We start from the raw sequence: 26616 nt of genomic DNA, 5'->3' as shown, positions 1-26616 counted from the left end.
CGGTCATACAGGCGCGCGGCGGGGCCCGCTAGCGCAGGCGCTATCGTCGGGGCATCAGCGCCAAGGTCAGGGCGGCGCGGACCAGTTCGACCACGACGACCATGCCCAGCAGAAGATTGGCGGCGATCACCTGACCCCGCGCGCCCGACAGGTCCAGCGTCCAGCCGAAGACGGACGACAGGGCCAGGACCAGCGCCGAGATCAGGACCAGGCCCACCAGCAGCATCAGGGCGATATGGCCCGCCTTCAGCGCCGCCTGAAGCGTCGGCCCCTCGTCCAGCACGCGGGCGCGACGGCGCAACAGACGCGCGATCAGGCCGGTGGCGGCGGCCTCGGCGACGGCGGCGACGACCAGGGCGGCGACGAACCACCAGATCAGGTCGCCGAGATCGCCGGCGCGCAAACCCTGGACGAAGTGGACGAAATAGGCGCCCCAGACCAGGACGCCGACGATCAGACTGATCCACAGGTGGATTTTGCGCATCGTTCAGTCCTCCAGCCCGACCATGGCGGCCAGTTTCCGCACTGTGTTCCAGTTGCGGCCGGTGCCGACGCCGATCAGGCGCGGCTGGGCCTTTTCCGCCATCTTCGAGCGGCCCAGGCCGTCGGGGTGCCAGAAAAACAGGTCTCCGCCGACCGGCTCGACTCGCTCGGCGCCGGCCGCGAAGCCGCGCAGGGCCTCGACCGCCCCGTCCTTGATCCCGGCCTTCATCACCATGACCAGCAGTTTGGAGCTGTCGATCCTGGCCTGATCCGCGAACGGATTGGCGGCCATCAGCGCCGCCCATTGCGGCGGCGTGCGCACGATCACCTCGATGGGGCGACCGAAGTGGGCGGCGATGCCTTCTTCCAGCTGAGCCTCGACATCGGTTGGGTCGGCGTCGCTCTCGATCACCAGATTGCCGCTGGCCAGCAGGGTGCGCGGGTTGGCGAAACCGGCCTCGACGGCGATGGCCTTCAGCTCGGCCATCGGGACCTTAACCCCGCCCACATTGACGCCGCGCAACAGGCAGATGCGTTCGCTCATGGGCCTATCGTTTCTGGCAGGAGGGGCAGTAGAAGGTGGAGCGGCCGCCCTGGACGATGCGGGCGACCACGCCGGTGCATTTCTCACCACGGCAAGGCTCGCCCTCGCGGCTATAGACGTCGAAGCGGTGCTGGAAATAGCCCTGGCCGCCCTCGGCGTTGGCGAAGTCGCGCAGGGTCGAGCCGCCCGCCTCGATGGCGTCGTTCAGCACATTGCGGACCTCGGTCGCCAGACGCTCCAGCCGGGCCTTCGACACCGATCCGGCCGCGACCAGGGGCGAGATGCGGGCGCGGTACAGGGCCTCGCACACATAGATATTGCCCAGACCGGCGACGATCCGCTGATCCAGCAGACTGACCTTGATGTTCTGCTTCTTGCCGGCGAAGGCCTCGACCAGATGGGCGCCGGAAAAGCCGTTGCCCAGCGGCTCTGGCCCCAGGCCGGCGAACCAGGGATGGGTCTCGATCTGATCGGTGGAGATCAGGCCCATGAAGCCGAACCGGCGCGCGTCGGCGTACCCGATGCGGGTCGCCGCCCTATCGCGGATGGCGCAGCCGCTGAAATGTTCGTGCTTGCCGGCGATCGGCGCGGCCTCCTCGAACTCGCCCAGCAGGGTGCCGTCCAGAGTGAACCGGCCGGTCATGCCCAGGTGGGTGATCCAGGTCTCGCCGGTCGAGAGCGGCATGAGCAGATATTTGGCCCGCCGGTCCACCCGCAGGACCGTCGCCCCCTCCAGTCGTTCGACGAACCGCGCGGGGAAGGGAAATCGCAGGTCGGGCCGGTTGATCCGGACCCGCGAGAGCCGCGCGCTCTCCAGCACCGGCGTCAGGCCGCGTCGGACGGTTTCGACCTCGGGAAGTTCGGGCATGGGCCGGTCCTAGCCCGTCAGGGTCGCGGGGCCAAGCGGCGGGGGCGCTCGCATCTGACCGCGACCAGTTGCCGCCTGCGACAGAATGCGCTTACGTCCGCGCAAACGTGGGACCGCGCATATGACAGACGCCGCCGCCGCCCCGAAGGGCCGGCTAGAACTTACGCTCCGCGCCCTGGTGCTGGGCTGCCTGCTGGCGGTGATCTTCACCGCCGCCAACACCTATCTGGGCCTGCTGGTCGGCCTGACCTTCGCCTCGGCCATTCCGGCGGCGGTGATCTCGATGGCGGTGCTGCGGGCGTTCCGCACCTCGACCATCTGGGAGAATATGACCGTCCAGACCGTGGCCTCGGTCGGCGGGGCCATGAGCTCGATCATCTTCGTCCTGCCGGGCCTGGTGATGATCGGCTGGTGGCTGGAGTTTCCGTTCTGGCAGTCGGTGGCGATCTGCATTCTGGGCGGCGTGCTGGGCGTCACCTTCTCGATCCCGCTGCGCCGGGCGCTGGTCACGGGCGGCGGCCTGCCCTACCCCGAAGGCGTCGCCGCCGCCGAGGTGCTGAAGGTCGGCTCGCGCGGGGCCGAACAGACCGAAAGCGCGGTGCGCGAGAACAAGTCGGGCCTGTGGGTCGTGGTCGCCGGCGCCGTGGTGTCGGCCGGCTACGCCCTGCTGGTCGCGGGTCGGGTCTTTGCGGGCGAGGCGGCGAAGTTCTTCAAGCTGCCGGCCGCGCTGGGCGGCGGGGCCACGGGCATGGGCTTCGGCATGCAGTTCGCCCTGCTAGGGGCCGGTCACCTGATCGGCCTGACGGTCGGTCTGGCGCAACTGTTCGGCCTGGTGCTGGCCTGGGCCATCGCCGTGCCGATCCTGACCAGTCCGGACACAGTCGCCTGGCTGACGGCGCACGGCATTCCGTCGATCGCCTCGACCCTGCCCGCCGGCGCGCCGGCCGAGGAGCTGGCGACCACCGTCTGGGCGCGCGAGGTCCGCTTCATGGGCGCGGGCGTCATCGGGGTCGCCGCCATCTGGACCCTGATCAAACTGGCCGGTCCGCTGATCGGCGGCCTGACCTCGGCGCTGGCCGCCAACGCCAAACGCGCCCACGGCGAGGTGCTTGAGCGCACCGAACAAGATTTGCCGATCAAACTGGTGGGCGGCGTGTCGGTCGCCTGCCTGGTCGGCATCGCCGGCCTTCTGGCCTGGTTCGCCCAGAGCGCCCCGGCGCTGGCGGGCTCGACGCCGCTCCTGGTGATCGGCGGCCTGGTCTATGTGGTGCTGACCGGTTTCGCCGTGGCGGCCATCTGCGGGTACATGGCCGGTCTGATCGGCTCGTCGAACAGCCCCGTGTCGGGCGTCGGCATCCTGGCCATCGTCATCGCCTCGCTGCTGATGCTGGGCGTCATGGCCGTCGCCGGCGTGCCGGCCGATCCGTCGATCATCGCCTTCGCCCTGATCGTGACGGCGGTCGTCTTCGCCGTCGCCGTCATCGCCAATGACAACCTTCAGGACCTGAAGACGGGCCAGTTGGTCGAGGCCACGCCGTGGCGCCAGCAGGTCGCGCTGATCGTCGGCGTCGGCGCCGGCGCCTTGGTGATCCCCTTCATCCTGAACCTGCTGAACCAGGCCTTCGGCTTCGAAGGCGGCCCGCCCGCCATCGTGGAAGGCGCCAAGACCCTGGCGGCGCCCCAGGCGACCCTGATCTCGGCCCTGGCGCGCGGCGTCATCGGCGGCGATCTGCGCTGGGACCTGATCGGTCTGGGCGCGGCGATCGGCGTGGTCATCATCGTGCTGGACGCCGTGGTGTCGAAGGCGACCAAGGGCAAGGTCAAGCTGCCGCCGCTGGCCGTCGGCATCGGCTTCTATCTGCCGGCTGCGGTGACGACCATGTTGGTCATCGGCGCCGTCGCCGGATGGATCTACGACAAGGCGGTCTCGTCCACGCGCTACGCCGACGTGGCGCGGCGGATGGGCGTGCTGCTGGCCTCGGGCCTGATCGTGGGCGAGAGTCTGTTCGGCGTCTTCACCGCCGGCGTCATCGTGGCGACCAGGGACGACGCGCCCTTCGCCATGCTGCCCGAGGGTTCGGCCTGGCCGGCCATGCTGGCAGGCATCGTCGGCTTTGCCGTCGCGGTGTTCGGCCTGTACGCCTGGACCCGCAGCCGGGCTTCGAAGGTCTAGGGGCAAAGCCCAATCAAAAAGAAAGAAAGGCCGCCCTTCGGGCGGCCTTTTGCATTTCAGGCGGCGCTCCGCGTCGCGACCATCATATAGTTGATGCCCGCATCGTCGGTCTGGCTCCATCGGTCGTGAAGCGGGTCGTAGTTCAAGCCATAGGGGCCTTCGACCGTCACCGGCTCGGCGGCCAGCATCGTGCGGATTTCGTCGGGCTTGAGGAACTGGCGCCAGTCGTGGGTGCCGGCGGGAACCCAGCGCAGGATGTATTCCGCCGCCACCTTGCCCAGGGCCAGCGACTTCAGCGTGCGGTTCAGGGTAGCGACCATCATCACCCCGCCCGGCCGGACCAGGCGCGAACAGGCGCGCACGAAGCCTTCGGGATCGGCGACGTGTTCGATCACCTCCATCGTCAGGACCACGTCGAACGGCCCCGCCCCTTCCGCCTCGATCTGTTCGACCGTGGCGGCGCGATAGGCGATATCGAGGCCGACCATGTCGGCGTGGGCGCGGGCGGTGCCGATGTTCTCGGACGAGGCGTCGATGGCGGTGACGTCAAAGCCCATCCGCCGCATCGGCTCGGCGATAAGTCCGCCGCCGCACCCCACGTCCAGCAGGGTCAGACCTTCGAAGGGCGCCCGCGCCCTGGAATCGCGGCCCAGCCGCGTGCAAAGCTGGTCGCGGATCAAGGCCAGCCGCGCCGGGTTGAAGCGGTGCAGCGGCGCGAACGGCCCGTGCGCATCCCACCATTCGGCCGCCTGGGCCGAGAAGCGCGCCACGTCGGCGGGGTCGATCGATGCGCCGAACGCCGTTTCGGGCGAATTTTGCGAAAAACCATGCCCCTGTTGGGGTAGGCGAGACGGAGCGGCGCCGTTAGAAGCGGTCATGACGCGAGGGATGAACCTTCGCGCCCTTTCACGCAAGCAGGGGGCGGAACGCCACGATGACGCGGCCCGATACGACACGACTGGTGATGAAGTTCGGCGGCACCTCAATGGGCGACCTCGAACGCATTCGCCGTGCGGCGCGGATCGTCGCGGCCGAAGTGTCGGCGGGCAAACAGGTCGCCGTCGTCGTCTCCGCCATGGCGGGCAAGACCAACGAACTGGTCGCCTGGACCGACGGCGCCGGACCGGCCGCTGCGGGTCTGCCGCTCAGCGACGACGAATACGACGTGGTGGTCGCCTCGGGCGAACAGGTGACCTCGGGCCTGCTGGCCGCGACGCTGCGCAACATGGGCTTCAACGCGCGCTCGTGGATGGGCTGGCAGGTGCCGATCCTGACCGACGACGCCCACGCCCGCGCCCGCATCATCGACATTCCTGGCGAAAAACTGGGCGCCGCGGTCGACGCCGGCGAGATCGCCATCGTGCCCGGCTTCCAGGGCGTGACGTCGGACGGCAAGATCACGACCCTGGGGCGCGGCGGTTCGGACACCTCAGCGGTCGCCGTGGCGGCGGCCCTGGGCTGCCCCTGCGACATCTATACCGACGTGGACGGCGTCTATACGACCGATCCGCGCATCGAGAACCGTGCGCGCCGTCTGGCCAAGGTGTCCTACGAAGAGATGCTGGAAATGGCGTCCCTGGGCGCCAAGGTGCTGCAGACCCGCTCGGTCGAGCTGGCCATGGCCAAACAGGTCCCGGTCCGCGTCCTTTCAAGCTTTATCGAACCCGACGCGAATGGCGTCATGCCCGACAAGGGTGGAACCCTGATCTGCGACGAGGAGGAGATCGTGGAAAAACGTATCGTGTCCGGTGTGACCATGAGCCGTGACGAGGCCCGCATCACCCTGCTGGGCCTGTCCGACCGGGTGGACGCCCCCGCCGACGTCTTCACGCGCCTGGCCGAGGCCAACGTCAACGTCGACATGATCGTGCAGAGTCAGTCGCGCACCGCCGGAACCGTCAACCTGACCTTCACGACCGGCCGTCGCGACGCCGTGCGCGCCGCCGACCTGATGACCGCCGCCAAGGAGCAGCTCGGCTTCGAGGAAATCCGCGTCGACGAGGACGTGGCCAAGGTTTCGGTCGTCGGCGTGGGCATGCGCAGCCATGCGGGCGTCGCCCAGACCATGTTCAAGGCCTTGGCCGACAAGGGCGTGAAGTTCCAGGCGATCTCGACCTCCGAGATCAAGATCAGCGTGCTGATCGACGCCGCCTATGCCGAGCTGGCCGTTCGCGCCCTGCATTCGGCATATGGGCTGGACGCGGTATAGGGTGATTTCAGAAGGCGCCTAGGCGCCGGGGCGCGGGAGACATGATGCCGGCAGGCGGCGCGATGACCAGAGGACCCCGGATCCTCCTGCGCCAGATCCGCGAGGCTCTGGGCGGGGCCGGCGCGGGCGTGACGCCGGCGCAGGACCGGCTGAACATGGTCGTCAAGATCATCGCCCGGTCCATGGTCGCCGAAGTCTGCTCCATCTATCTGCGTCGCGCGTCGGGCGAGCTCGAGCTGTTCGCCACCGAGGGTCTGAATCCCGACGCCGTGCACAACACCCGGCTGCGGCCCGGCGAGGGCTTGGTCGGCGAGGTGGCGCGGATGGCCCAGCCCATCAGCCTGTCGGACGCCCCGTCGCATCCCTCCTTCTCCTATCGTCCCGAGACGGGCGAAGACCCCTATCACGCCTTCCTAGGCGCCCCCCTACTGCGCGGCGGCCGGGCCATCGGCGTCCTCGTCGTTCAGAACCGCACCGAGCGGCGCTATGACGAGGAAGAGGTCGAGGACATTCAGACCATCGCCATGGTCCTGTCCGAAACGGTGTCTTCCGGCGAGCTGCTGGCGCTGGACGAGCTGCGCGACGTGGAGCTGGCGCCGCACCGGCCCGAACGGCTGAAGGGCCAGAAGTTCGCCGACGGCCTGGCCTTTGGCCATGTGGTTCTGCACGAGGCGCCGCTGGCGCCCGAACGCCTGCTGTCCGACGACCCGGCGATGGAGGAGGCGCGGCTGAAGCTGGCGCTGGCCACGCTGAAGAGCGGTCTGGACGTCATGCTGGACAAGGGTCAGGGTCTGGCCGGTCCGTCGTTCGAGGTGCTGGAAACCTATCGGATGTTCGCCGACGACCGGGGCTGGAACCGGTCGCTGGAAGAGGCGGTGCGGAACGGTCTGACGGCCGAGGCGGCGGTGGACCGGGTCAGGAATGAACACCGCGCCCGCTTCGCCCAGGCGCGCGACCCCTATATCCGCGAGCGGCTGCACGACTTCGAGGACCTGGCCAACCGGCTGCTGCGGGTGCTGGCGGGCGACAAGCCGGGCGAGCGCGAACTGCCCGACGACGCCATCCTGGTGGCGCGCAACCTGGGCCCCGCTGACCTTTTGGAATATCCGCGCGACAAGCTGAAGGGGCTGTTGCTGGAAGAGGGCTCGGCCGCCAGCCACGCCGCCATCGTCGCGCGCGCGCTGCAGATACCGTGCGTCGGCCGTCTGATGGGCCTGCGCGACAGGCTGTCGGAAGGCGACATGGTCATCGCCGACGGCGAGACCGGCGAGACCTATCTGCGTCCCCGCCCCGACATGCTTGAGGCGGTGCAGTCGCGCATGGCCGTGCGCGAACAGCGCCAGGCCGAGTTCGCCCAGCTGCGCGACGTGCCGGCCGTGACCCTGGACGGTCAGCGGATCACGGTCCTGACCAATGCTGGCCTGGCGGTCGATCTGGAAAACATGATCGAGACCGGCGCCGAGGGCATCGGCCTGTTCCGCACCGAGTTCCAGTTCATGGTCTCGGACGAACTGCCCCGGCTGGATGCCCAGACGGCGCTGTACAAGCTGGTGCTGGACGCAGCGGGCGACAAACCCGTCACCTTCCGCACCCTGGACATCGGCGGCGACAAGGTCCTGCCCTATCTGGAGGCCGAGCGCGAAGAGAACCCGGCGCTGGGCCGTCGCGCCATCCGCCTGGGCCTGGATCGGCCGTCGCTGTTGCGAATGCAGCTGCGGGCGCTGCTGGCGGCGGGGGCGGGGCGCGAGCTGCGCGTCATGTTCCCGATGATCGCCACGGTGGACGAGTTCCGGGCCGCGCGCGAGCTGGTGGATATCGAATGCGCCTGGGCGCGGCGTCGCGGGCGCGCCTTGCCCGCCCTGCTGCGCGTCGGGGCGATGGTCGAATGCCCGTCGCTGCTGTGGCATCTGGACGCCCTGTTGCCGCTGACGGATTTCGTCTCCATCGGCACCAACGACCTGTTCCAGTACATGTACGCGGCCGACCGGACCAATCCGCTGGTGTCGGATCGCTACGACCCGCTGTCGCCGCCGACACTGCGGGCGCTCCAGACCATCCAGAAGGCCTGCGCCGACACCGGCACGCCGGTCTCGATCTGCGGCGAACTGGCGGGACGGCCGCTGGAGGCCTTCGCCCTGGTCGTGCTGGGCTTCACCCGGCTGTCGGCGCCGGCGGGCGGTGTCGGGCCGGTCAAGCGGATGATCCTGTCGGCGGACCTGAGTGCGGCCCGGCGCGGCATGGCCAATCTGCTGAACCTGTCCACCGGCTCGGTTCGAAACGAGATCGAATCCCTGGCGCGCAAGCTGAACGTCGCCGTCTGATCGCAGACGTCTGGACGCAGGTGTCAGCGCGCACGGGCGGCGTTGCTGGTCGGCGCGCAATCGTCTATCTCGGGCCCGTGAACGGCGCGTCGGCGCTGTGTTTCCCGGACATGGGGTCAGGCGTCATGGCGCGGAATGCGGGGGTCGCCCCCGAGTCGATCGAAAGCATTGCGGACCGGCCGGATCCGACGGCCGCCTTCGTCGACGCCGCGACCCTGGGCGACGGCTTTCGGGGCGCCCGAGAGCGGTCGGGCAAGTCGCCGGCCGAGCTGGCCGCCGAGACCAAGGTGCATCGCCGGTTCCTGACCGCCCTTGAGCAGAACGACTGGTCGTCCCTGCCCTCGCGCGTCTTCGCCCTGGGCTATGTGCGGGCCTACGCCTCGGCCCTGGCGCTGGACGAACAGACCGCCGTCGAGCGGTTCAAGCGCGAGAGCCCCGACACCTCCGTGCCGCTGAAGGCGCCCATCGGCATCGCCTTCGAGGACGTGAAACGCCATTCGCCGCGCATCGTCGCCGGCATCGCCGCCGTAGTGGTCGCCGTCATCGGCTGGAACGTGTTCCAGCGCGCCAGCCTGCATCGGACCGCCCATCCGTCCGATATCGCCGCCGTGCCCAAGGCCTGGACCGGGGCGGCCGATCCCGATCCGCAGGTCGCGCTCAGCGCGCCCATGTCCGCCCCTCCCGACCAGACGACGCCGGCGCTGTACATCACCCCGGGGCTGGAGGCCGAACTGACCGGGGTCGATCCGACCGATCCGGCCGTGATCGCCGCCGCCGCCAATCCCGAGCCGGTGCAGAAGGCGTTCAATCCGCGCGGGGCCGTCTATGGCGCCTCGGCCAACGCCTCGATGGTGGTGATTCAGGCCAAGACGGCCGGCGCCCTGGTCGTGCGGCTGGGCGACGGTCAGGCCCTGTTCGCGCGCCAGATGGCGCCGGGCGAGGCCTGGCGCGCGCCCATCGGCGTGGCGGCGACGGTGGACGTGTCCGACCCGGCCGCCTTCGACGTCTTCCTGAACGGCGAATACGGCGGACCGCTGGCCGGCGTGCTGACGCCATTGGCCCAGTTGAACAGCCGCGCGGACCAGGCGGCCAAACAACTGGCGGCGACCCAGGCGCGCGCCCAGGCCCAGGCTCAGGCCCGTACGCAGACGGCCGCGGCGCCTTCCCCCGCGCCCGCGTCCTCTTCACCCGCCCCTGCGCCGAACTGACACGACGGCCGTGGTCCCGCCGTCATCATCGGCCTATATGATGATCCCATGAGCGATCACACGCACGTCCGACCCTGGCGCCACATCGAGCGTCGCAAGAGCCGCCAGATCCGCGTCGGCTCCGTCCTGGTGGGCGGCGACGCCCCGATCAGCGTCCAGTCGATGACCAATACGCCGACGACGGACGCGGCGGCGACCATCGACCAGATCCGTCAGTTGGAAGAGGCCGGCGCCGACATCGTGCGCGTCTCCTGCCCCGACGTGGAATCGACCGCCGCCTTCAAGACCATCGTGCGCGAGGCCAAGGTTCCCTTGGTCGCCGACATCCACTTCCACTACAAGCGCGGCATCGAGGCCGCCGAGGCGGGCGCCGCCTGCCTGCGCATCAATCCGGGCAACATCGGTTCGGCCGACCGCGTCCGCGACGTGATCCAGGCAGCCAAGGATAACGGCTGTTCGATGCGGATCGGCGTCAACGCCGGCTCGCTGGAGAAGGAACTGCTGGAAAAATACGGCGAGCCCTGCCCCGACGCCATGGTCGAGAGCGCCCTGAACCACGCGCGCATCCTGCAGGACCACGACTTCCACGAGTTCAAGATCTCGGTGAAGGCGTCCGACCCCTTCCTGACCGTCGCCGCCTATCAGCAGCTGGCCGAGGCGATCGACTGCCCGCTTCATCTGGGCGTGACCGAGGCGGGGCCGTTGCGCACCGGCACCATCAAGTCCGCCATCGGCCTGGGGTCGATGTTGTGGGCGGGGATCGGCGACACCATCCGCGTCTCGCTCGCCGCCGATCCGGTGGAGGAGATCAAGGTCGGCTTCGACATCCTGAAGTCGCTGGGCCTGCGCCACCGGGGCGTCAACATCATCGCCTGCCCGTCCTGCGCGCGTCAGGGCTTCAACGTCATCGAGACGGTGGCGCTGCTGGAAGAGAAGCTGGCCCATATCTCGACGCCGATGAGCCTGTCGGTGATCGGCTGCGTCGTGAACGGACCGGGCGAGGCCCTCTATACCGACATCGGCTTCACCGGCGGCGGCAAGGGCGCGGGCATGATCTATCTGAATGGCAAGATCGCCCACAAACAGGCCAATGACGGCATGATCGACCACATCGTCGATCTGGTCGAACAGAAGGCCGCCGAACTGGACGCCGCCCGCGCGGCGGCGCTTCAGGCGGCGGAGTAGGCTGCGGAAGCCGCCTATGCGGGGTGGCGATGCCGACGGTATTCTTAAATCAAAGTCGAAATCGGATCGGCGGCGGGTGCGAGCCCGCCGCCGTTTTGCGTTTCAGATCACCTTGAACAGACGCAGAGCCTGATAGCCGGCGGACAGGAGCACCACGGCGCCAACGCCGTAGGTCAGGGTGCGGCGCGGGGCGATGCGGGCGATGACGCCGGCGAAGGGGGCGGCGATCAAACCACCGAGGATCAGGCCCAGCACGGCCATAGCGTGGGTGGAGAAGCCCTCGGCCTCCTGCCAGTGGCCCGTCAGCAGGGCGACCAGGAAGGTTGCCGAAATGGCGGAGGTGACGAAGAACTCCGCCGTATTGGTGGTGCCGATCGAGACGCGCGGATCCTGGCCCGTGCCGACCAGGGTGGTGGTGACCGTGGGTCCCCAGCCGCCGCCGCCGATGGCGTCGAAGAAGCCGCCGACCAGACCCAGGGGGCCGGCGAACTTGCGCGGAAAGATCCGCTCACGCGTCTGACGCGTGGCGCGCCAGATGATCACCACGCCCATGATAGCCAGATAGGTGGTGATGAAGGGCTTGAGCAGATCGCCGTCGATACTGGTCAGCACAAAGGCGCCGAAGCCGCCGCCGACGACGCCGCCGAGCGCCAGCGGCACGAACAGCTTCCAGTTCACGTTCTTGTTGACCGTATGGGACCCGGCTGAGGCCGCCGTGGTGAAGACCTCGGCGGCGTGGACGCTGGCGGACGCCGTCGCGGGCGGCACGCCAAACGACAGCAGGACGGTGGAGGATATCACGCCATAGGCCATGCCCAGCGCCCCATCCACGATCTGGGCCAGAAATCCGACGGCGAGGAAGAGCAGGAAATCTTGCATGACGGCCTCTGAAACGTGGTGGAACGGTGCGGGCTATTTCCCTAGTCGGTCAATACGAGAAGAAATGACGGCGGCTTGCAGAAGGGTTCGCGCCTCGAAGACGGCGGCGATCGCGTCGCGCCCGTCCTGAAGCACGGGCTGCAACGGACAGGTCTCGACATCCGGGCAGGTTTCGCACGGGCCGTAGGCGGTGCGCGAGGCGCAGGGCGCGAGGGCCAGCGGGCCTTCCAGCGCGCGGATGACGTCGGCGAAGCTGATCGCGTCGGCGGGCGCGCCCAGCGCATAGCCGCCCGCCCGGCCCCGCTTCGAAGCCAGCAGACCCTGACGGCGCAAATCCAGCAGGATGGCCTCCAGGAACTTTCGCGGGGCCGCCGCCGCCTCGGCGATCTCGGCAATGGTCGCGGGACCGCCGTCCGGCAGACCGGCCAGATGCACCATGGCGCGCAGAGCATAGCGAGTCCGGTTCGACAGCATGATCCGTGATCGCCCGGCTGCGCCTTAGACGCAAGCCGGGGGACTCGATCCGCCCTCAGGCGAGGCGCGCCACCGCCTCCAAAATCTGCGCGCCGTTGTAGGGTTTCAGCACCAGGGCCTCGGCCATGTCCGCATTCTTCGCGGCGGCGGCGACATCGCCGGAGATGAAGATGACCCGCACGGCCCAGCGGTCGGTCAGGACGCGGGCCAGTTCCACCCCGGTCATCTCGCCCGACAGGTTGATGTCCAGCAGGGCCGCATCGATGCTGTGCAGCGCAGCGGCGGCCTCGGCGGCGGCGGCGCTGTGGAACGGGCCGACGACATTATGGCCCGCCTCGGTCAGCAGTTCGGTCAGGGAGGCGGCGGCGTCGGGATCGTCCTCGACCACCAGCAGGGTCAGGGCCTCGATCTCGGCCGGCGCCGTGGCGTCAAGCGGCGCCTGGCGGGTGACGACGGCGCGAAGGTCGCGCCAGACCTCGGTCGAGGGGCGGTCGGTGTCCAGATCGTAGATGGCGGCCATGGCCCTCAGTTCGCGGGCGTCCTCGGGCGACAGGTCGCCGTCGGTCTCGGCCAGACGGCTGTCGTACAGGCGGCACAGGCGATCGACGCTTTCGGCGACCTCAGCGGCGTCGGGCTGCGATGGGGGCGGGCGATCGAACATGGCGTCCTCCTCACGGTTGTTCGACCTCAACTAATGGCTTTGAGCCGATTGCGTCACCGCGACTGACGTCATCGTGACCCAGTTGTCATCGCCGATCACAAGCGCGGCGCCGGCGCCGACCCACGCCCCAACACGGCTTGCAATCGACACGACGCCCCCCGGCGGGTAAGGACGGCGCTCCGCATTTTCTCAGGACATTTCCCTCTTGCGACTGCCCCAGGCCCGTCTCGATCAGGTGCTCGACCGTTTCCACGAGGTGGAGGCGCGCATGGGTTCGGCGACCGACGGCGCCGAGATCGTGAGGCTGTCCAAAGAGCACGCCGAGCTGAAGCCCGTTGTCGATGCGGTTCAGGGCCTGGCGCGCGCGCGCGCCGAAATGGCGGACCTGGAGGCCATGACGGCCGATCCGGAAATGGCGGCGATGGCCGAGGAGGAGCTGCAGGCGCTGACCGACAGGCTGCCCGAGCTGGAACGGGAGGTCGCGCTGCTGCTGGCCCCGCGCGACGCCGACGAGAACGCCTCGGCCGTTCTGGAAGTGCGCGCCGGCACCGGTGGGGACGAGGCGGCCCTATTCGCAGGTGATCTGTTCCGCATGTATTCGCGCTACGCCTCCACGCGCGGCTGGCGGATCGAGCTGGATTCCGCGACCGAGGGCGACGCCGGCGGCTATAAGGAAATCATCGCCACGGTGACGGGCGAAGGCGTGTTCGGCCGGCTGAAGTTCGAGAGCGGCGTTCACCGGGTGCAGCGGGTGCCGACGACCGAGTCGCAGGGACGCATCCACACCTCTGCGGCGACGGTGGCGGTCCTGCCCGAGGTCGAGGACGTGGAGATCGAAATCCACGACAAGGACATCCGCATCGACACCTTCCGCGCGTCGGGCTCGGGCGGCCAGCACGTCAATACGACCGATTCCGCCGTGCGCATCACCCACCTGCCCACCGGAATCATGGTGACGTCGTCGGAGAAGTCTCAGCACGTCAACCGCGACAAGGCGATGAAGAACCTGCGCGTGCGCCTGTACGACATGCAGCGCCAGGCCAAGGATCTGGCCCGCTCGGACAGCCGCAAGTCCCAGGTCGGGTCGGGCGACCGGTCCGAACGGATCCGCACCTACAACTATCCGCAAGGGCGGGTCAGCGATCACCGCATCAACCTGACCCTGCACAGCCTGCCGCAGATCATGGAAGGCGACATCGATCCGCTGCTGAACGCCCTGATCGCCGAGGACCAGGCGGCGCGTCTGGCCGATCTGGAAGCCGAGTTCGGCTGATCAGCCCAGGACGCCAGTCAGCGGCAGCCACAGCACCACGCCGGTGACGGCGGTGTAGGCGGCGAAGGCATGCACCGACTTCAACCGGCCGCTGGCCAGGGGGCTGTCGAGATCGGCGCGGTTGACCCACAGTAGATAGGCGGCCTGGATCGCCCAACCGGCGAGGAAGGCGACCACGGCCCAGGCGCTGAGCGCCGCCAGCGCGACGCCGGACATCAGCACCACCACGCCGCCCAGGGCGATCACGCCGTCTGCGATCTGATCGTCTGCCGGAACGGCGATGACGCCGGACAAGGCCCGTTGCAGACGCCAGTTGAGCCAGGCCTGATACAAAAGCATCAGTCCGCCCAAGACGTAGAACATCCCTATTGCGCGCGCCGCCCACTCCATGTCCGAAATAAGGCGCCATTTTCGGCGCTTGTAATCAGGGAAAATGCGACGCCGATTCGGATCGTTAACGACCGGCGCAAATTAGACACAACCGTTGGTCTGCGAGCGCGCCCGCTAAGCTTTGGCGGCCAGGGCGCGCCGGACCGCCGGCCGCGCCTTCATGCGATCGAAATGCGCCTGGACGCGTGGGAACGCGGCGATGTCCACGCCGTCGCTTTCCAGCCAGCCGGCGAAGGTGAACAGATAGGGGTCCGCGACCGTATAGGCGTCGCCCATCGCCCATTCGCCGGTCAGATCCGCCTCGATCAGGGCGAAGCCGTCGCGCATGTTCTGCGTGACCTTGGCCGCCATCGACGCTTGGGCGGCGGCATCGTCGCTCCAGCGCGCGGCGCGGCGACCGTGGGCGTGGGCGACGTGGACGGTGGTGGCCAGATAGAGGTTGAACGACTGCATCCGCGCAAAGGCAAAGGGATCGGTCGCCGCCAAGAGGCCGGGCGGCGACAGGGCGGCGATGTGCGCCAAAATGGCCGGGCTTTCGGTCAGGACGCCCTGATCGGTCGCGAGCGCAGGAACGCGCCCCTTGGGATTGATCGCCAGATAGGCCGGCTCGCGCTGCTCGGCCCTGGCGAAATCGACCAGACGAACCTCATAGGCCAGCCCCGACTCTTCCAGCGCGATATGGCTGGCCCGGCTGCAGGATCCGGTCGCGGCGTAGAGGGTCAGCATGGTCGCGCCTCGCAGCAAGAAAAAAGGCGGCGAGATCATCGCCGCCTTTCAGGAAATCAGAGGTCCAGCAGGGCCCGCGCCGGATCTTCCAGCAGTTCCTTGACCCGGACCAGGAAGGTCACGGCTTCCTTGCCGTCCACGATGCGGTGATCGTAGCTGAGGGCCAGATACATCATCGGGCGGATCTTGACCTCGCCGTTGATGGCCATCGGGCGCTGGACGATGTTGTGCATGCCCAGGATGCCCGACTGCGGCGCGTTCAGGATCGGCGTAGACATCAGCGAGCCATAGGTGCCGCCGTTGGTGATGGTGAAGGTGCCGCCCTGCATCTGATCCATGGTCAGCGAGCCGTCACGTGCGGCCTTGCCCAAGGCGCCGATGCCCTTTTCGATGCCGGCGAGCGACAGGGTGTCGGCGTCGCGCAGGACCGGAACCACCAGACCCTTGTCGGTGCCGACGGCGACGCCGATGTCGTAGTGGTTCTTGTAGATGATGTCGGTGCCGTCGATCTCGGCGTTGACGGCCGGGATCTCATGCAGGGCTGCGACGACGGCCTTGGTGAAGAAGGACATGAAGCCCAGCTTCACGCCGTGGCGCTTTTCGAACACGTCCTTGTACTGGGCGCGCAGGGCCATGACGTTGGTCATGTCCACCTCGTTGAAGGTGGTCAGCTGGGCGGCCGTGTTCTGCGATTCCTTCAAGCGACGGGCGATGGTCTGACGCAGGCGCGTCATCTTCACCCGCTCTTCGCGCGGCTGGTCGGCGCGTGGGGCGGCCGGAGCAGCGGCGGCGGCAGGGGCCGGAGCCGAAGCTTGGCCGATGGCGGCGATGGCGTCGGCCTTGGTGATGTTGCCCTTCGGTCCCGTGGCGTTGATAGCCTTGGGATCCAGATTGTTCTCGCCGACCACGCGCTGGACGGCGGGCGACAGGGTTTCGTTCCTGGCGGTCGAGACCTGGGCCGAGCCGGTGTTGGCCGGGGCGGCGGCGGGCGCCGGAGCGGCTGCGGCGGGAGCCGAGGCGGCGGCGGGCGCGCTCGCAGCACCCGAACCCGAGCCCGATCCTGAGATTGAGCCGATCTTCTGGCCCGGCGTGACGGTCGCGCCTTCGTCGGCGGCGATGGTCAGAACGCCGTCAGCCGGGGCGGAGACTTCGACCGCGACCTTGTCGGTCTCGATCTCGACCAGCAGTTCGTCCTTCTTGACCGTGTCGCCGTTCTTCTTGACCCACTTGCCCATCGAGCCCTCGGCGACGCTCTCGCCCATGACCGGCACGGTGATGTCGATCGCGGCGGCGGCGGCCGGAGCAGCGGCGGCCGGCGCGGCCTTGGCGTCAGGCTTGGCGGCCTTAGCAGGAGCGGGGGCCGGCGCAGCGGCCGGAGCGGCGCCGGCGGACGCGCCTTCCGTCACCGAACCCAGGACCGTGCCGGGAACGACATTGTCGCCCTCGGCCGCCTTGATGTCGCCCAGCACGCCGTCGGCGGGCGAGACGACCTCCAGCGAGACCTTGTCGGTCTCCAGCTCGACCAGCAGTTCGTCCTTCTTGACCGGATCACCGACCTTCTTGGTCCACTTTGCGATGGTGGCTTCGGTGACGGATTCACCGAGGGCGGGGGTCAGGATGTCGGCCATGTCAGGTCCAGCTCGTCTCTAGTCGGTCTTTTGTACGTGTATCAGGCGAAGGCTTCGGTCGTGAAGGCTTCGAGTTCCTTCAGATGCCGGCTCATCAGACCGGCGGCGGTCGAGGCCGAGCCGGGACGGCCGACGTAGCGGGCGCGCTTGGTCTTCACGTCCAGCTTGTCCAGCGTCAGCTCCAGCCACGGATCCACGAAGGTCCAGCCGCCCATGTTCTTCGGCTCTTCCTGGCACCAGACCAGTTCGGCGTTGGGGAAGCGGGCCAGTTCCTTGCGCAGCGACTGGATCGGCCACGGATAGAACTGTTCCAGACGCAGGATGTAGACGTCGTCCACCGCTTGGCCGTCCTTGGCCTTCTTCTCGCGCGCGTCCAGCAGGTCGTAATAGACCTTGCCCGAGCACAGGATGACGCGGCGGATGTCCTTGTCCGCCTTGATCGTGATGCCGGCGATCTCGGGCCGCGTCTGGGCGTCGTCGTGCAGGACGCGGTGGAAGGACGAGCCTTCGGCCAGATCGGCCAGGCTGGATACCGCCTTCTTGTGGCGCAGCAGCGACTTGGGCGTCATCAGGATCAGCGGCTTGCGGAACGGCCGGTGCATCTGGCGACGCAGGATGTGGAAATAGTTGGCCGGAGTGGTGCAGTTGGCGACCTGCATATTGTCTTCGGCGCAGGCCTGCAGGAAGCGCTCCAGACGGGCCGAGGAGTGTTCGGGTCCCTGGCCTTCATAGCCGTGCGGCAGCAGCATGGTCAGGCCGCTCATGCGCAGCCACTTGCGTTCGCCAGAGCTGATGAACTGGTCGATCACCACCTGGGCGCCGTTCACGAAGTCGCCGAACTGGGCTTCCCACATGACCAGCGTATTGGGGTCGGCCAGCGAATAGCCGTACTCGAAGCCCAGCACCGCCTCTTCGGACAGGGCCGAGTCGATGACCTCGAAATTGGCCTGGCCTTCGCGCAGGTTGTTCAGCGGGATGTAGCGCTCTTCGGTCGTCTGATCGATGATGCCCGAGTGACGCTGCGAGAAGGTGCCGCGCACCGAATCCTGACCCGACAGACGGATCGGGAAACCTTCATCGACCAGCGAGGCGAAGGCCAGGCTCTCGGCCGTGGCCCAGTCCAGGCCCTGGCCCGAGGTGACGGCTTCGCGGCGACCGTCGATGACGCGCTTCAGCGTCTTGTGCATGTCGACGCTGTTGGGGATCGTGGTCAGGCGATGGCCCAGGTCGGTCAGCTTGGCCAGCGGCACGGCGGTGTCGCCGCGCAGCTCGTCCTTGGGCGACTGGAAGCCCTGCCATTGGCCGTCCAGCCAGTCGGCCTTTTCGGCGGACCAGGTCTTGCCGGCCTCGAACTGCTCGTCGAGGAATTTCTCGAACCGCTCGACCTCGGCGTCCACCTCGGCCTGGCTGATCACGCCTTCGGCGACCAGACGCTGCGAATACAGTTCGCGCGTCGAGGGCTGGGCGCGGATCTTCGAATACATCAGCGGCTGGGTGAAGGTGGGGTCGTCCCCTTCGTTGTGGCCGAAGCGGCGGTAGCAGAACATGTCCACCACCACGTCCTTGTGGAACTTTTGGCGGTATTCGGTGGCCACCTTGGCGGCGAAGACGACCGCCTCGGGATCGTCGCCGTTGACGTGGAAGATCGGCGCCTGGACCATCAGGGCCACATCCGACGGATAGGGCGACGAGCGCGAGTTGCGCGGGCTGGTGGTGAAGCCGATCTGGTTGTTGATGACGAAGTGCAGCGTGCCGCCGGTGCGGTAGCCCTTCAGCCCCATCAGGGCGAAGCACTCCGCGACCACGCCCTGGCCGGCGAAGGCGGCGTCGCCGTGGATCAGCAGCGGCACGACCTTGGAACGGTCCAGCGCCCACTGCCCCTCGGGCACGCCCTCGTTGGCCTCGCGAATGTCGAACGCCTGTTTGGCGCGCGCCTTGCCCAGCACGACCGGGTTGACGATCTCGAGGTGGGACGGGTTGGCGGTCAGCGACAGGTGGACGTGGTTGCCGTCGAACTCGCGGTTCGACGAGGCGCCCATGTGATATTTGACGTCGCCCGAACCCTCGATGTCGCTCGGCACGGCCGAGCCGCCCTGGAACTCGTGGAAGATGACCTTGTAGGGCTTGCCCATCACGGCGGCGAGCACGTTCAGGCGGCCGCGGTGGGCCATGCCCAGCACGACTTCATCGACTCCCAGCGAACCGCCGCGCTTGATGACCTGCTCCAGCGCGGGGACCATGGCCTCGCCGCCGTCCAGGCCGAACCGCTTGGTGCCGGGGAAGCGCTTGTGCAGGAAGCGTTCGAAACCTTCGGCCTCGATCAGCTTGGACAGGATGGCCAGCTTGCCTTCCTTGGAGAAGGCGTTCTGCTCGAACTTGTCGGCGCCTTCGAACCGCTGCTGCAGCCAGGATTTCTCCTCGGGCTCAGCGATGTGCATGAACTGAATGCCGATGTTGCCGCAGTAGGTGCGCTTCAGAATCTCCAGCACTTCGCGGATCGTGCCGGTCTGAAGACCAAGCACGCCGTCCAGGAAGATCGGGCGGTCCAGATCGGCGCCGGTGAAGCCATAGAACTCGGGCGTCAGCTCGGGGTTCTCGACCGGCTGTTCGATACCCAGCGGGTCCAGCTTGGCCTGCAGGTGCCCGCGCACGCGATAGCTGCGGATCAGCATCAGGGCGCGGATGGAATCGTGGGCGGCGGCGCGGATCGCATCGGCCGAGACGTCGGCGGGCGCGGCCTTGGGCGCAGCAGCCGGCGCAGCGCCGGGCTTTTTGGGATCGGGCTTCGGCGCCGGCCAGCGACCGTCGAAGACGCCGGTCTCCTCCGTGGGTTCGGTCGCTGTGCCGCGACCCCAGCTGCCGGCGCCGGCCGAGGCGGTCACCACGGCGGCGTTGTCGCGCAGCTGGTCGAAGAAGGCTTTCCATTCGGCGGAGACGGAGCCGGGGTCTTTCGCCCACTTCTCCTGAAGCTCCTCGACGTAGGCCGCATTGGACCCGTAAAGGAATGAGGTCTCGGCAAAGACCTGGTTCAGCCGACCGGCATCGTCCGCCATCGTTTCGCAATCCCTGGGCCCCGACGGACACATCTCCGTGAGGGGCGCGCCTGTCATATAGGCGTCGTTTCCTGACGGGTCATGACCGAAACGGGGCAATTTGGTAGGAAATTGGTCGCAGGCCCAAGAAAAAACGCCCCCGGCCTGAGCCGAGGGCGTCCATCGATGCGTCACACGGCATTTTTGATGCCGAAAAGGCGCTCAAGCAGCGAGCCGCCGCGCGGCAAGCGATAGCGCCCGCGCGCAGCGCGCACTTGGAAAGGCTTAACCCTTCAGGACTTCGACCAAGGTCTTGCCGAGGCGCGCGGGCGATTCCGACATGCGGATGCCGGCGGCTTCCATCGCCGCGATCTTGGATTCCGCATCGCCCTTGCCGCCCGAGACGACGGCGCCGGCGTGGCCCATGGTGCGACCCTTGGGCGCCGTGCGGCCCGCGATGAAGCCGGCCATCGGCTTCTTGCGGCCCTTCTTGGCCTCGTCGATCAGGAACTGGGCGGCGTCTTCTTCCGCGCCGCCGCCGATTTCGCCGATCATGATGATCGAGGTGGTTTCCTCGTCGGCCAGGAACAGCTCAAGCACGTCGATGAATTCGGTGCCCTTGACCGGGTCGCCGCCGATGCCGACAGCCGTAGTCTGGCCCAGGCCTTCGTTGGTGGTCTGGAACACGGCTTCATAGGTCAGGGTGCCCGAACGCGACACGATGCCGACCGAGCCCTTCTTGAAGATGTTGCCCGGCATGATGCCGATCTTGCACTCGTCCGGCGTCAGGATGCCGGGGCAGTTCGGGCCCAGCAGGCGCGACTTGGAGCCTTCCAGGCGACGCTTGACCTTGACCATGTCCATCACCGGGATGCCCTCGGTGATGCAGGTGATGAAGGGGATTTCGGCGTCGATGGCTTCGATGATCGCGGCGGCCGCGCCCGACGGCGGGACGTAGATCACCGAGGCGTCGGCGCCCGTGGCGTCCTTGGCTTCGGCGACCGAGGCGTAGATCGGCAGGCTCTCACCGTGCGATCCGGTCCAGTTCGTGCCGCCCTTGGAGGGGTGCACGCCGGCGACCATCTGGGTGCCGTGATAGGCCAGCGCCTGTTCGGTGTGGAAGCCGCCGGTCTTGCCGGTCAGGCCCTGGACGATGATCTTGGTGTTCTTGTCGACGAGAATGGACATGGGTCTGTGCTCTGAATTCGATGTGTCAGCGGGGCGGTGGCGAGTAAGGCCGAAGCCTTAGCCGACCGCCGCGACGATCTTCTGGGCGGCGTCGTCGAGGTCGTCGGCGGCCTGGATGGTCAAGCCCGACTCGTTCAGGATTTTCTTGCCCAGTTCGGCGTTGGTGCCTTCCAGACGCACCACCAGCGGCACCTTCAGGCCCACTTCCTTCACGGCCGCGACCACACCCTCGGCGATGACGTCGCACTTCATGATGCCACCGAAGATGTTGACCAGGATGCCCTGGACGTTCGGGTCGGCGGTGATGATCTTGAAAGCCGCCGCGACCTTCTCCTTGCCGGCGCCGCCGCCGACGTCGCAAAAGTTGGCCGGCTCCTTGCCGTACAGCTTGATGATGTCCATCGTCGCCATGGCGAGCCCGGCGCCATTGACCATGCAGCCGATGTTGCCGTCCAGCGAGACGTAGGCGAGGTCCCACTTGGACGCTTCGATTTCCTTGGCGTCTTCTTCGGTTTCGTCGCGCAGTTCCTTGATGTCATCGTGGCGGAACAGGGCGTTGCCGTCGAAGCTGACCTTGGCGTCCAGAACGCGCAGGTGGCCGTCCTTCATCACGATCAGGGGGTTCACCTCCAGCATGTCCATGTCCTTCTCGACGAAGGCCTTGTACAGGGCGGGGAACAGCGACTTGGCGTCTTCGGCCGCGGCGCCGGTCAGGCCGTAGGCGGCGACGATGGCGGCGACGTCGGCGTCGGTTACGCCCGCGCTCGGGTCGATGACGATGTTCTGGATCTTCTCGGGCGTGTCGTGGGCGACGGTTTCGATGTCCATGCCGCCTTCGGTCGAGACGACGAAGGCGATGCGGCCATAGGCGCGGTCGACCAGCAGCGAGCAGTACAATTCACGCTCGATGTCGGCGCCGTCCTCGATGTAGAGGCGGTTGACCTGCTTGCCAGCGTCGCCCGTCTGGGCGGTGACCAGGGTGTTGCCCAGCATTTCCTTGGCGTGGGCGACGGCTTCCTCGACCGAGAAGGCCAGGCGAACGCCGCCCTTGGCGTCGGCCGGCAGTTCCTTGAACTTGCCCTTGCCGCGGCCGCCGGCGTGGATTTGCGACTTCACGACATAGAGCGGGCCGGGCAGCGACTTGGCGGCCGCCTCGACCTGATCGACCGACGTCACCGCGACGCCTTCGGCGACCGGGGCACCGAAGCCTTTGAGGACCTGCTTGGCCTGATATTCGTGAATGTTCATGGGGGACCGTCGCAACCGCTGCTGGGAGAGTTGCGGGGCTTATAGGCCGCTCTTTTGCATTGCGCTACCGGCCTTCGGCCTGCTTGAGCGCTTCGCCTTCGCAGGTGCAAGCGTCCACAGCCCCCCTTTAGTCGACCCAGTCCTTCTTGAGGGTGCGCGACGCCCCGATCAGCAGGATCGCGGCCAGCACATAGAACCCCATGCCGGTATAGATGGCCCAGCGCAGGCTCTCCTCGCCGAAGCGCGGCGCCAGCAGGTCGCTCATCCAGCCGAAATAGTAGAAGCCGACCGCGATCCCGAGCAGATTGTTCAGCAGCAGGAACAGGGCCGAGGCCGTCGAGCGCATGGCCGCCGGCACCAGATGCTGGACCGCCGCCGTGATCGGGCCCAGCCAGGCTAGGTTCAATCCGGTCGGCAACAGGAAGATCAGGAAGGCCAGGGTCAGCTGCTGAACGTGGCTGCCGCCGCCGGGCAGAACCAGGCCGATCAGCCAGGGCGAGTTCATCGCCAGGATGAAGCACGGCGCCGAGATCAGGAAGGCGACGGCGGGCGTCAGCGGATAGGCGCCCTTGCCCTTCTTGGACAGCTTGTCGGCGATCATGCCGCCCAGCCAGATGCCCAGGATGCCGCCGATCAGGGCGATGCCGGAATAATAAATGCTGGTCTGTTTCAGGGTCAGGTCGAAGCTGCGCATGAAGAACAGCGGCAGCCAGCCGGCGACGCCATAGCCGCAGACCGACGATGAGGCCGCGCCCAGGCCCAGGAGCCAGAAACTGGGCTTCCTGATCACCACCGAAGCGGTGCGACGCGCGATCATCAGAGAAACGCCGATCACCACCGCCAGCAGGCCGCCGAACGCCAGCACCAGCGGATTGCCGAGCGACATGCCCATCAGCCAGCTCAAGGCGCCGAGGATCAGCAGACCGGCGCCGAGGCCCAGCATGATTTGGGCGGCGATCTTGCCGGCCCGGTCCGTGCCGACCGGCGCGGCTGTCAGGGCCGCGACCTGAGCCTCGGTCTTGATGGCGTCTGCGCCGCCCCGCCTGGGATCACGCACCGTCAGACGCAGCAGGGGCGCGACCAGCACGCCCAGCAGGCCGACGACGATGAAGGCGGTGCGCCAGCCGTAGGTCGCCGCCAGCAGGCCGCCGACCAGGGTTCCCGCCGCCATGCCCAGCGGAATGCCGAAGGCGAAGGCCGCCATGGCGCGCGCGCGCTGATGGGGCGGGAAGTAGTCGGCGATCAGCGAATAGGCCGGAGCCACGCCGCCCGCCTCGCCGATGCCCACGCCCATCCGGCACAGGAACAGTTGGCCGAACGAGCCGGCCATGCCGCACAGGGCGGTAAAGCCCGACCAGACGGCCAGGGCGCCGGTCATGATCCAGACCCGGCTGAACCGATCCGCCAGCCAGGCCAGGGGAATGGCCAATGTCGAATAGACCGAGGCGAAGGCGATGCCGCCCAACAGGCCGAACTGGCTGTCGGACATGCCGAACTCTTCCTTCAACGGCGCGGCCAGTATGCCGATGATCTGGCGATCCAGGAAGTTCAGCATGTAGATCAGGATCAGCACCGCCAGCACATAGTAGCGATAGCCGGGCCGCTCAGGCCGCTCGGGCCGCGCCTCCTGGACCGTCAGCGTCTCCGTCGTCATCGGCGTTTCCCCTCGGCGTCTTGTTGTTTGTTGAGGCGAGCCTAGCCGCAAGTCCGCCCTGTGCAAAATAGGCCTGGCGGAGCGAAAAGGGGCGGCGGCCCGGAGACCGCCGCCCCTCGTCGTCAGGCGTTAGGAATGGAGATCAGAAGCGATAGGTCAGGCGCGCCGAATAGGTGGTCGGCGGGCCGTAGAAGGCGCTGATCGAGTTGTTGTAGGTCGCGCCCGGGAAGCTGTAGCCGCCGACCTTGTAGCGAACGTCGGTCAGGTTGCGACCGAACAGGCCGACCTCCCAGCGCTTGCTCGGCGCCGTCCAGACCACGCTGGCGTCGGCCAGGACGTAACCCTTCTGATCCAGGATGGGATCGGGGGTGTCGAACAGGTGGTAGTCCGAACGGTAGGACAGCGACGGGGTGACGCGGATTTCACCACCCAGGATGTCGCCGCGCCAGGTCATGCCGTAATAGGCCGACCATTCCGGCGAGTTCTGCGGCTCGCGCGTGTTCGAGATATCGACCGGGGTGCCGGTGATGCGGGTGATGAACTCGTCGAACTCGTTCTTCAGATAGCCGACCGAGAAGTTGGCGGTGATGTCGCTGGTCAGATAGGCCGAGCCTTCCAGCTCGAAGCCGTAGATGGTCGAGGCGCCGGCGTTGTCGACGACCGAGGCGATGCCGACGGCGGGCGGCGTGGCCACCTGCTGGGTCGTGATCTGCTGGTCCTTGTAGTCCGAATAGAAGATCGCCGAGGCGAAGTTCATGCGGCGGTCGAAGGCCGAGCCCTTCAGGCCGACTTCATAGGTGGTGACCGTCTCGGGCTGATAGCCGTTGACCGTCTGGGGCACCAGGGCGGCGTCGCCGCGCATGTCCCAGCCGCCCGACTTGAAGCCCTGGCTGACGGAGGCGTAGCCGGTCATCTCGTCGCTGAAATCGTACGAGATGCTGGCGCGCGGCGTGAACTTCTCAAAGGTGTCCGAGGCCGTATAGTTGGTGCGGGTCGCAAAGACCGCGCGCGGCGTGCCGCCGGTCAGCGGGCTGCGCGTGGCGCCGAGATAGAACTGGCGCAGGACGGCGGCGTCCTTGTCGTCGCGGGTGTAACGGCCGCCCAGCGACAGGTGCAGACGATCGGTCAGATCATAGCTGAAGTCGCCAAAGATCGAGAAGGACTTGGTGTCCACCGATCCCGCCGCTGCAATCGACAGGCCCAGGTTGCCGGCGATGGTGTCGAAGACGCCTGACGACGTGCCGTCCAGATAATAGACGCCGGCCACGCCGGACCAGCGCTCGCCGGTGAATAGGGCCTGAAACTCCTGGCTGAACTGATGGTCGGCGTAGATAGCCGGCACATCCAGGGTCGGGTTCGGCGTCTGGTCGAAGTCGATGATGGTGGCCGTGTCGCCCGAACGATAGGCCGAGATCGACTTGAGGGTCAGCATGTCGTTGACCCGGTATTCGCCGGTCAGGGCCACGCCCTCGGTCACGACCTTCTGTTCGCCGGTGATGCCGGCGTAGGTGTCGTATTTGCCGGCCGGTGCGCGCCACAGGCCATCGGTCGAGGTGACCTCGCGGTGGCCGTGGCGGGGGCTGGAGTTGTCTTCGACCCGGTCCCAGGCCAGGCGGAAGAACAGTTTGTCGTTGGGCGTCCATTCCGCGCTGGCGCGATAGGCGGTGACGTCCTTGTCGTACTGGTCCTGACCCGTGTTCAGATTCTTGCCGTAGCCGTCGTGATTGTAGGTGGCGACGGCGCCGCCGATGGCGAAGGTCTGGCCAACCGGCACCGAGCCCGACAGCAGGAAGTTGTGCTCGTTATAGGCGCCGACCTCGGCGCGGGCGGTCAGACTGGGGTCCTGCCCCAGACGTTTGGTGACGTACTTGATCGCGCCGCCGATGGTGTTGCGGCCGTACAGAGTGCCCTGCGGTCCGCGCAGCACCTCGATACGCGAGATGTCGAAGATGTCCAGTACCGCGCCCTGAGGACGGGCGACATAGACGTCGTCGACGTATAGACCCACGCCCGGCTCAAAGCCCCAGAGCGGATCCTGCTGGCCGACGCCGCGGATGAAGCTGATCAGGGTGGAGTTGGAGCCGCGCGCGATCTGGACCGTGGCGTTCGGCGTCTGCTGCTGCAGAGCCGTGATGTTGACGGCGCCCGTCTGTTCGAGCCGTTCAGCGCTGAGCGCCGAGACGGCGATCGGCACGTCCTTCAGCTGCTCGTCGCGCCGGCGGGCGGTGACGACGATGTCGTCGACGGTCGCCGCGCTCTGATCTGCATTCGCCGCCTGGGCTGCGGCCTCCGCGTCCTGGGCGACCGTGGCCCCCGCAAGCACGCCCCACGCCGCGCCGGCCAGCAGCGCGCACTTCACATGACGGTTCATGATCCTAGACCCCTTTGTCGTTTCCAGCCCGATGGACGCTTTTATTCAGCGTTCAATGATTTTCACGGAACCTACCCGGTTTCGGCCGTCTGTCAAACACT

Annotated in this window: 21 protein-coding genes and 1 pseudogene; 6 read left to right on the top strand and 16 right to left on the bottom strand. The window is 67.5% G+C overall.

Going from position 1 to position 26616, the window contains the following annotated elements; genetic code table 11:
• Positions 1–40: 40 nt before the first annotated feature.
• The 3 genes from HF680_RS05360 to mutM are packed head-to-tail and all read right to left on the bottom strand — an operon-like array spanning position 41 to position 1895.
• Positions 41–484, bottom strand: coding sequence for a hypothetical protein (locus HF680_RS05360; RefSeq protein WP_045809488.1), 444 nt, complete (start codon positions 482–484; stop codon positions 41–43).
• Positions 485–487: 3 nt separating this feature from the next.
• Positions 488–1027, bottom strand: a complete 540-nt coding sequence (locus HF680_RS05355; RefSeq protein WP_045809487.1) for a DUF1697 domain-containing protein — start codon at positions 1025–1027, stop codon at positions 488–490.
• A 4-nt stretch (positions 1028–1031) separates the two neighbouring features.
• On the bottom strand, positions 1032–1895 hold the full coding sequence (mutM, locus tag HF680_RS05350; RefSeq protein WP_045809486.1) for a bifunctional DNA-formamidopyrimidine glycosylase/DNA-(apurinic or apyrimidinic site) lyase: 864 nt from the start codon (positions 1893–1895) through the stop codon (positions 1032–1034).
• 121 nt (positions 1896–2016) lie between these two features.
• Between mutM and HF680_RS05345 the strand changes: the two genes are divergently transcribed.
• Positions 2017–4068, top strand: coding sequence for an OPT family oligopeptide transporter (locus tag HF680_RS05345; RefSeq protein ID WP_045809485.1), 2052 nt, complete (start codon positions 2017–2019; stop codon positions 4066–4068).
• Positions 4069–4124: 56 nt separating this feature from the next.
• Here HF680_RS05345 and ubiG read toward each other — a convergent pair whose 3' ends face one another.
• Entirely contained in the window at positions 4125–4946 is an 822-nt protein-coding gene (ubiG, locus tag HF680_RS05340) for a bifunctional 2-polyprenyl-6-hydroxyphenol methylase/3-demethylubiquinol 3-O-methyltransferase UbiG (RefSeq protein ID WP_185224354.1), read from the bottom strand.
• A 56-nt stretch (positions 4947–5002) separates the two neighbouring features.
• Here ubiG and HF680_RS05335 point away from each other — a divergent pair, with 56 nt between their 5' ends.
• From HF680_RS05335 to ispG, 4 genes are all read left to right on the top strand, one after another.
• Positions 5003–6277 carry an aspartate kinase gene (locus tag HF680_RS05335; protein WP_045809484.1) on the top strand — a complete coding sequence of 425 codons (1275 nt, stop codon included), beginning with the start codon at positions 5003–5005 and terminating at the stop codon, positions 6275–6277.
• A gap of 62 nt (positions 6278–6339) precedes the next feature.
• Entirely contained in the window at positions 6340–8598 is a 2259-nt protein-coding gene (gene ptsP, locus HF680_RS05330; RefSeq protein WP_394353521.1) for a phosphoenolpyruvate--protein phosphotransferase, read from the top strand.
• Between the two features lie 110 nt (positions 8599–8708).
• Positions 8709–9806 (top strand): helix-turn-helix domain-containing protein, encoded by a 1098-nt coding sequence (locus tag HF680_RS05325; RefSeq protein ID WP_235968871.1) that lies wholly within the window; start codon positions 8709–8711, stop codon positions 9804–9806.
• Positions 9807–9854: 48 nt separating this feature from the next.
• Positions 9855–10991 carry a flavodoxin-dependent (E)-4-hydroxy-3-methylbut-2-enyl-diphosphate synthase gene (gene ispG, locus HF680_RS05320; protein WP_045809482.1) on the top strand — a complete coding sequence of 379 codons (1137 nt, stop codon included), beginning with the start codon at positions 9855–9857 and terminating at the stop codon, positions 10989–10991.
• Between the two features lie 102 nt (positions 10992–11093).
• Here the strand turns inward: ispG and HF680_RS05315 are convergent, their stop codons facing one another.
• The 3 genes from HF680_RS05315 to HF680_RS05305 are packed head-to-tail and all read right to left on the bottom strand — an operon-like array spanning position 11094 to position 13005.
• On the bottom strand, positions 11094–11870 hold the full coding sequence (locus HF680_RS05315; RefSeq protein WP_185224352.1) for a sulfite exporter TauE/SafE family protein: 777 nt from the start codon (positions 11868–11870) through the stop codon (positions 11094–11096).
• Positions 11871–11903: 33 nt separating this feature from the next.
• Complete coding sequence (locus HF680_RS05310; protein ID WP_185224351.1) at positions 11904–12344, bottom strand: RrF2 family transcriptional regulator; 441 nt, start codon at positions 12342–12344, stop codon at positions 11904–11906.
• A 55-nt stretch (positions 12345–12399) separates the two neighbouring features.
• The gene (locus tag HF680_RS05305) at positions 12400–13005 is read right to left on the bottom strand and encodes a response regulator (RefSeq protein WP_185224350.1); all 606 of its coding nucleotides are present in this window, start codon (positions 13003–13005) and stop codon (positions 12400–12402) included.
• 205 nt (positions 13006–13210) lie between these two features.
• On the opposite strand from HF680_RS05305, the gene prfA reads away from it, so the two are divergent.
• Positions 13211–14278 (top strand): peptide chain release factor 1, encoded by a 1068-nt coding sequence (gene prfA / locus HF680_RS05300; RefSeq protein WP_185224349.1) that lies wholly within the window; start codon positions 13211–13213, stop codon positions 14276–14278.
• On the opposite strand, the gene HF680_RS05295 is transcribed toward prfA, so the two are convergent.
• The 9 genes and pseudogenes from HF680_RS05295 to HF680_RS05260 all read right to left on the bottom strand — a co-directional run bounded on the left by HF680_RS05295 (position 14279) and on the right by HF680_RS05260 (position 26515).
• A complete protein-coding gene (locus tag HF680_RS05295; protein WP_205196067.1) occupies positions 14279–14641 on the bottom strand; it encodes a hypothetical protein in 363 nt (120 codons plus the stop codon).
• Positions 14642–14782: 141 nt separating this feature from the next.
• Entirely contained in the window at positions 14783–15394 is a 612-nt protein-coding gene (locus HF680_RS05290; protein ID WP_185224348.1) for a glutathione S-transferase family protein, read from the bottom strand.
• Between the two features lie 56 nt (positions 15395–15450).
• Positions 15451–16665 carry a 2-oxoglutarate dehydrogenase complex dihydrolipoyllysine-residue succinyltransferase gene (odhB, locus tag HF680_RS05285; protein ID WP_449374898.1) on the bottom strand — a complete coding sequence of 405 codons (1215 nt, stop codon included), beginning with the start codon at positions 16663–16665 and terminating at the stop codon, positions 15451–15453.
• A gap of 14 nt (positions 16666–16679) precedes the next feature.
• Positions 16680–17022: pseudogene (locus HF680_RS16310) on the bottom strand (biotin/lipoyl-containing protein); the annotation flags it as partial.
• Between the two features lie 41 nt (positions 17023–17063).
• Positions 17064–20075 carry a 2-oxoglutarate dehydrogenase E1 component gene (locus tag HF680_RS05280; protein ID WP_185224346.1) on the bottom strand — a complete coding sequence of 1004 codons (3012 nt, stop codon included), beginning with the start codon at positions 20073–20075 and terminating at the stop codon, positions 17064–17066.
• Positions 20076–20339: 264 nt separating this feature from the next.
• Positions 20340–21242: a succinate--CoA ligase subunit alpha gene (sucD, locus tag HF680_RS05275; RefSeq protein ID WP_045809475.1), complete on the bottom strand. Its 903-nt coding sequence runs from the start codon at positions 21240–21242 to the stop codon at positions 20340–20342.
• A 57-nt stretch (positions 21243–21299) separates the two neighbouring features.
• Positions 21300–22490, bottom strand: coding sequence for an ADP-forming succinate--CoA ligase subunit beta (gene sucC / locus HF680_RS05270; protein ID WP_055808784.1), 1191 nt, complete (start codon positions 22488–22490; stop codon positions 21300–21302).
• Between the two features lie 127 nt (positions 22491–22617).
• On the bottom strand, positions 22618–24144 hold the full coding sequence (locus HF680_RS05265) for a spinster family MFS transporter (RefSeq protein WP_045809473.1): 1527 nt from the start codon (positions 24142–24144) through the stop codon (positions 22618–22620).
• Positions 24145–24286: 142 nt separating this feature from the next.
• The gene (locus HF680_RS05260) at positions 24287–26515 is read right to left on the bottom strand and encodes a TonB-dependent receptor (protein ID WP_045809472.1); all 2229 of its coding nucleotides are present in this window, start codon (positions 26513–26515) and stop codon (positions 24287–24289) included.
• Between the last annotated feature and the right edge of the window lie 101 nt (positions 26516–26616).

Source organism: Brevundimonas huaxiensis, from assembly GCF_014218725.1.
GTDB classification, from domain to species: domain Bacteria; phylum Pseudomonadota; class Alphaproteobacteria; order Caulobacterales; family Caulobacteraceae; genus Brevundimonas; species Brevundimonas huaxiensis.
Note: the sequence above shows the minus strand (reverse complement) of the source record. Positions and strands in the feature narration are given on the sequence as shown.

What these genes read in the sequence shown, in the direction of transcription:
- HF680_RS05335 (WP_045809484.1), top strand. Translation starts at nt 5,003, where the DNA reads ATGACGCGGCCCGATACGACACGACTGGTGATGAAGTTCGGCGGCACC.
- HF680_RS05295 (WP_205196067.1), bottom strand. Translation starts at nt 14,641, where the DNA reads ATGTTCTACGTCTTGGGCGGACTGATGCTTTTGTATCAGGCCTGGCTC.
- ispG (WP_045809482.1), top strand. Translation starts at nt 9,855, where the DNA reads ATGAGCGATCACACGCACGTCCGACCCTGGCGCCACATCGAGCGTCGC.
- HF680_RS05265 (WP_045809473.1), bottom strand. Translation starts at nt 24,144, where the DNA reads ATGACGACGGAGACGCTGACGGTCCAGGAGGCGCGGCCCGAGCGGCCT.
- ubiG (WP_185224354.1), bottom strand. Translation starts at nt 4,946, where the DNA reads ATGACCGCTTCTAACGGCGCCGCTCCGTCTCGCCTACCCCAACAGGGG.
- mutM (WP_045809486.1), bottom strand. Translation starts at nt 1,895, where the DNA reads ATGCCCGAACTTCCCGAGGTCGAAACCGTCCGACGCGGCCTGACGCCG.
- HF680_RS05305 (WP_185224350.1), bottom strand. Translation starts at nt 13,005, where the DNA reads ATGTTCGATCGCCCGCCCCCATCGCAGCCCGACGCCGCTGAGGTCGCC.
- sucC (WP_055808784.1), bottom strand. Translation starts at nt 22,490, where the DNA reads ATGAACATTCACGAATATCAGGCCAAGCAGGTCCTCAAAGGCTTCGGT.
- HF680_RS05310 (WP_185224351.1), bottom strand. Translation starts at nt 12,344, where the DNA reads ATGCTGTCGAACCGGACTCGCTATGCTCTGCGCGCCATGGTGCATCTG.
- HF680_RS05325 (WP_235968871.1), top strand. Translation starts at nt 8,709, where the DNA reads ATGGGGTCAGGCGTCATGGCGCGGAATGCGGGGGTCGCCCCCGAGTCG.
- ptsP (WP_394353521.1), top strand. Translation starts at nt 6,340, where the DNA reads ATGACCAGAGGACCCCGGATCCTCCTGCGCCAGATCCGCGAGGCTCTG.
- sucD (WP_045809475.1), bottom strand. Translation starts at nt 21,242, where the DNA reads ATGTCCATTCTCGTCGACAAGAACACCAAGATCATCGTCCAGGGCCTG.
- HF680_RS05290 (WP_185224348.1), bottom strand. Translation starts at nt 15,394, where the DNA reads ATGCTGACCCTCTACGCCGCGACCGGATCCTGCAGCCGGGCCAGCCAT.
- HF680_RS05260 (WP_045809472.1), bottom strand. Translation starts at nt 26,515, where the DNA reads ATGAACCGTCATGTGAAGTGCGCGCTGCTGGCCGGCGCGGCGTGGGGC.
- HF680_RS05360 (WP_045809488.1), bottom strand. Translation starts at nt 484, where the DNA reads ATGCGCAAAATCCACCTGTGGATCAGTCTGATCGTCGGCGTCCTGGTC.
- HF680_RS05280 (WP_185224346.1), bottom strand. Translation starts at nt 20,075, where the DNA reads ATGGCGGACGATGCCGGTCGGCTGAACCAGGTCTTTGCCGAGACCTCA.
- HF680_RS05345 (WP_045809485.1), top strand. Translation starts at nt 2,017, where the DNA reads ATGACAGACGCCGCCGCCGCCCCGAAGGGCCGGCTAGAACTTACGCTC.
- HF680_RS05315 (WP_185224352.1), bottom strand. Translation starts at nt 11,870, where the DNA reads ATGCAAGATTTCCTGCTCTTCCTCGCCGTCGGATTTCTGGCCCAGATC.
- HF680_RS05355 (WP_045809487.1), bottom strand. Translation starts at nt 1,027, where the DNA reads ATGAGCGAACGCATCTGCCTGTTGCGCGGCGTCAATGTGGGCGGGGTT.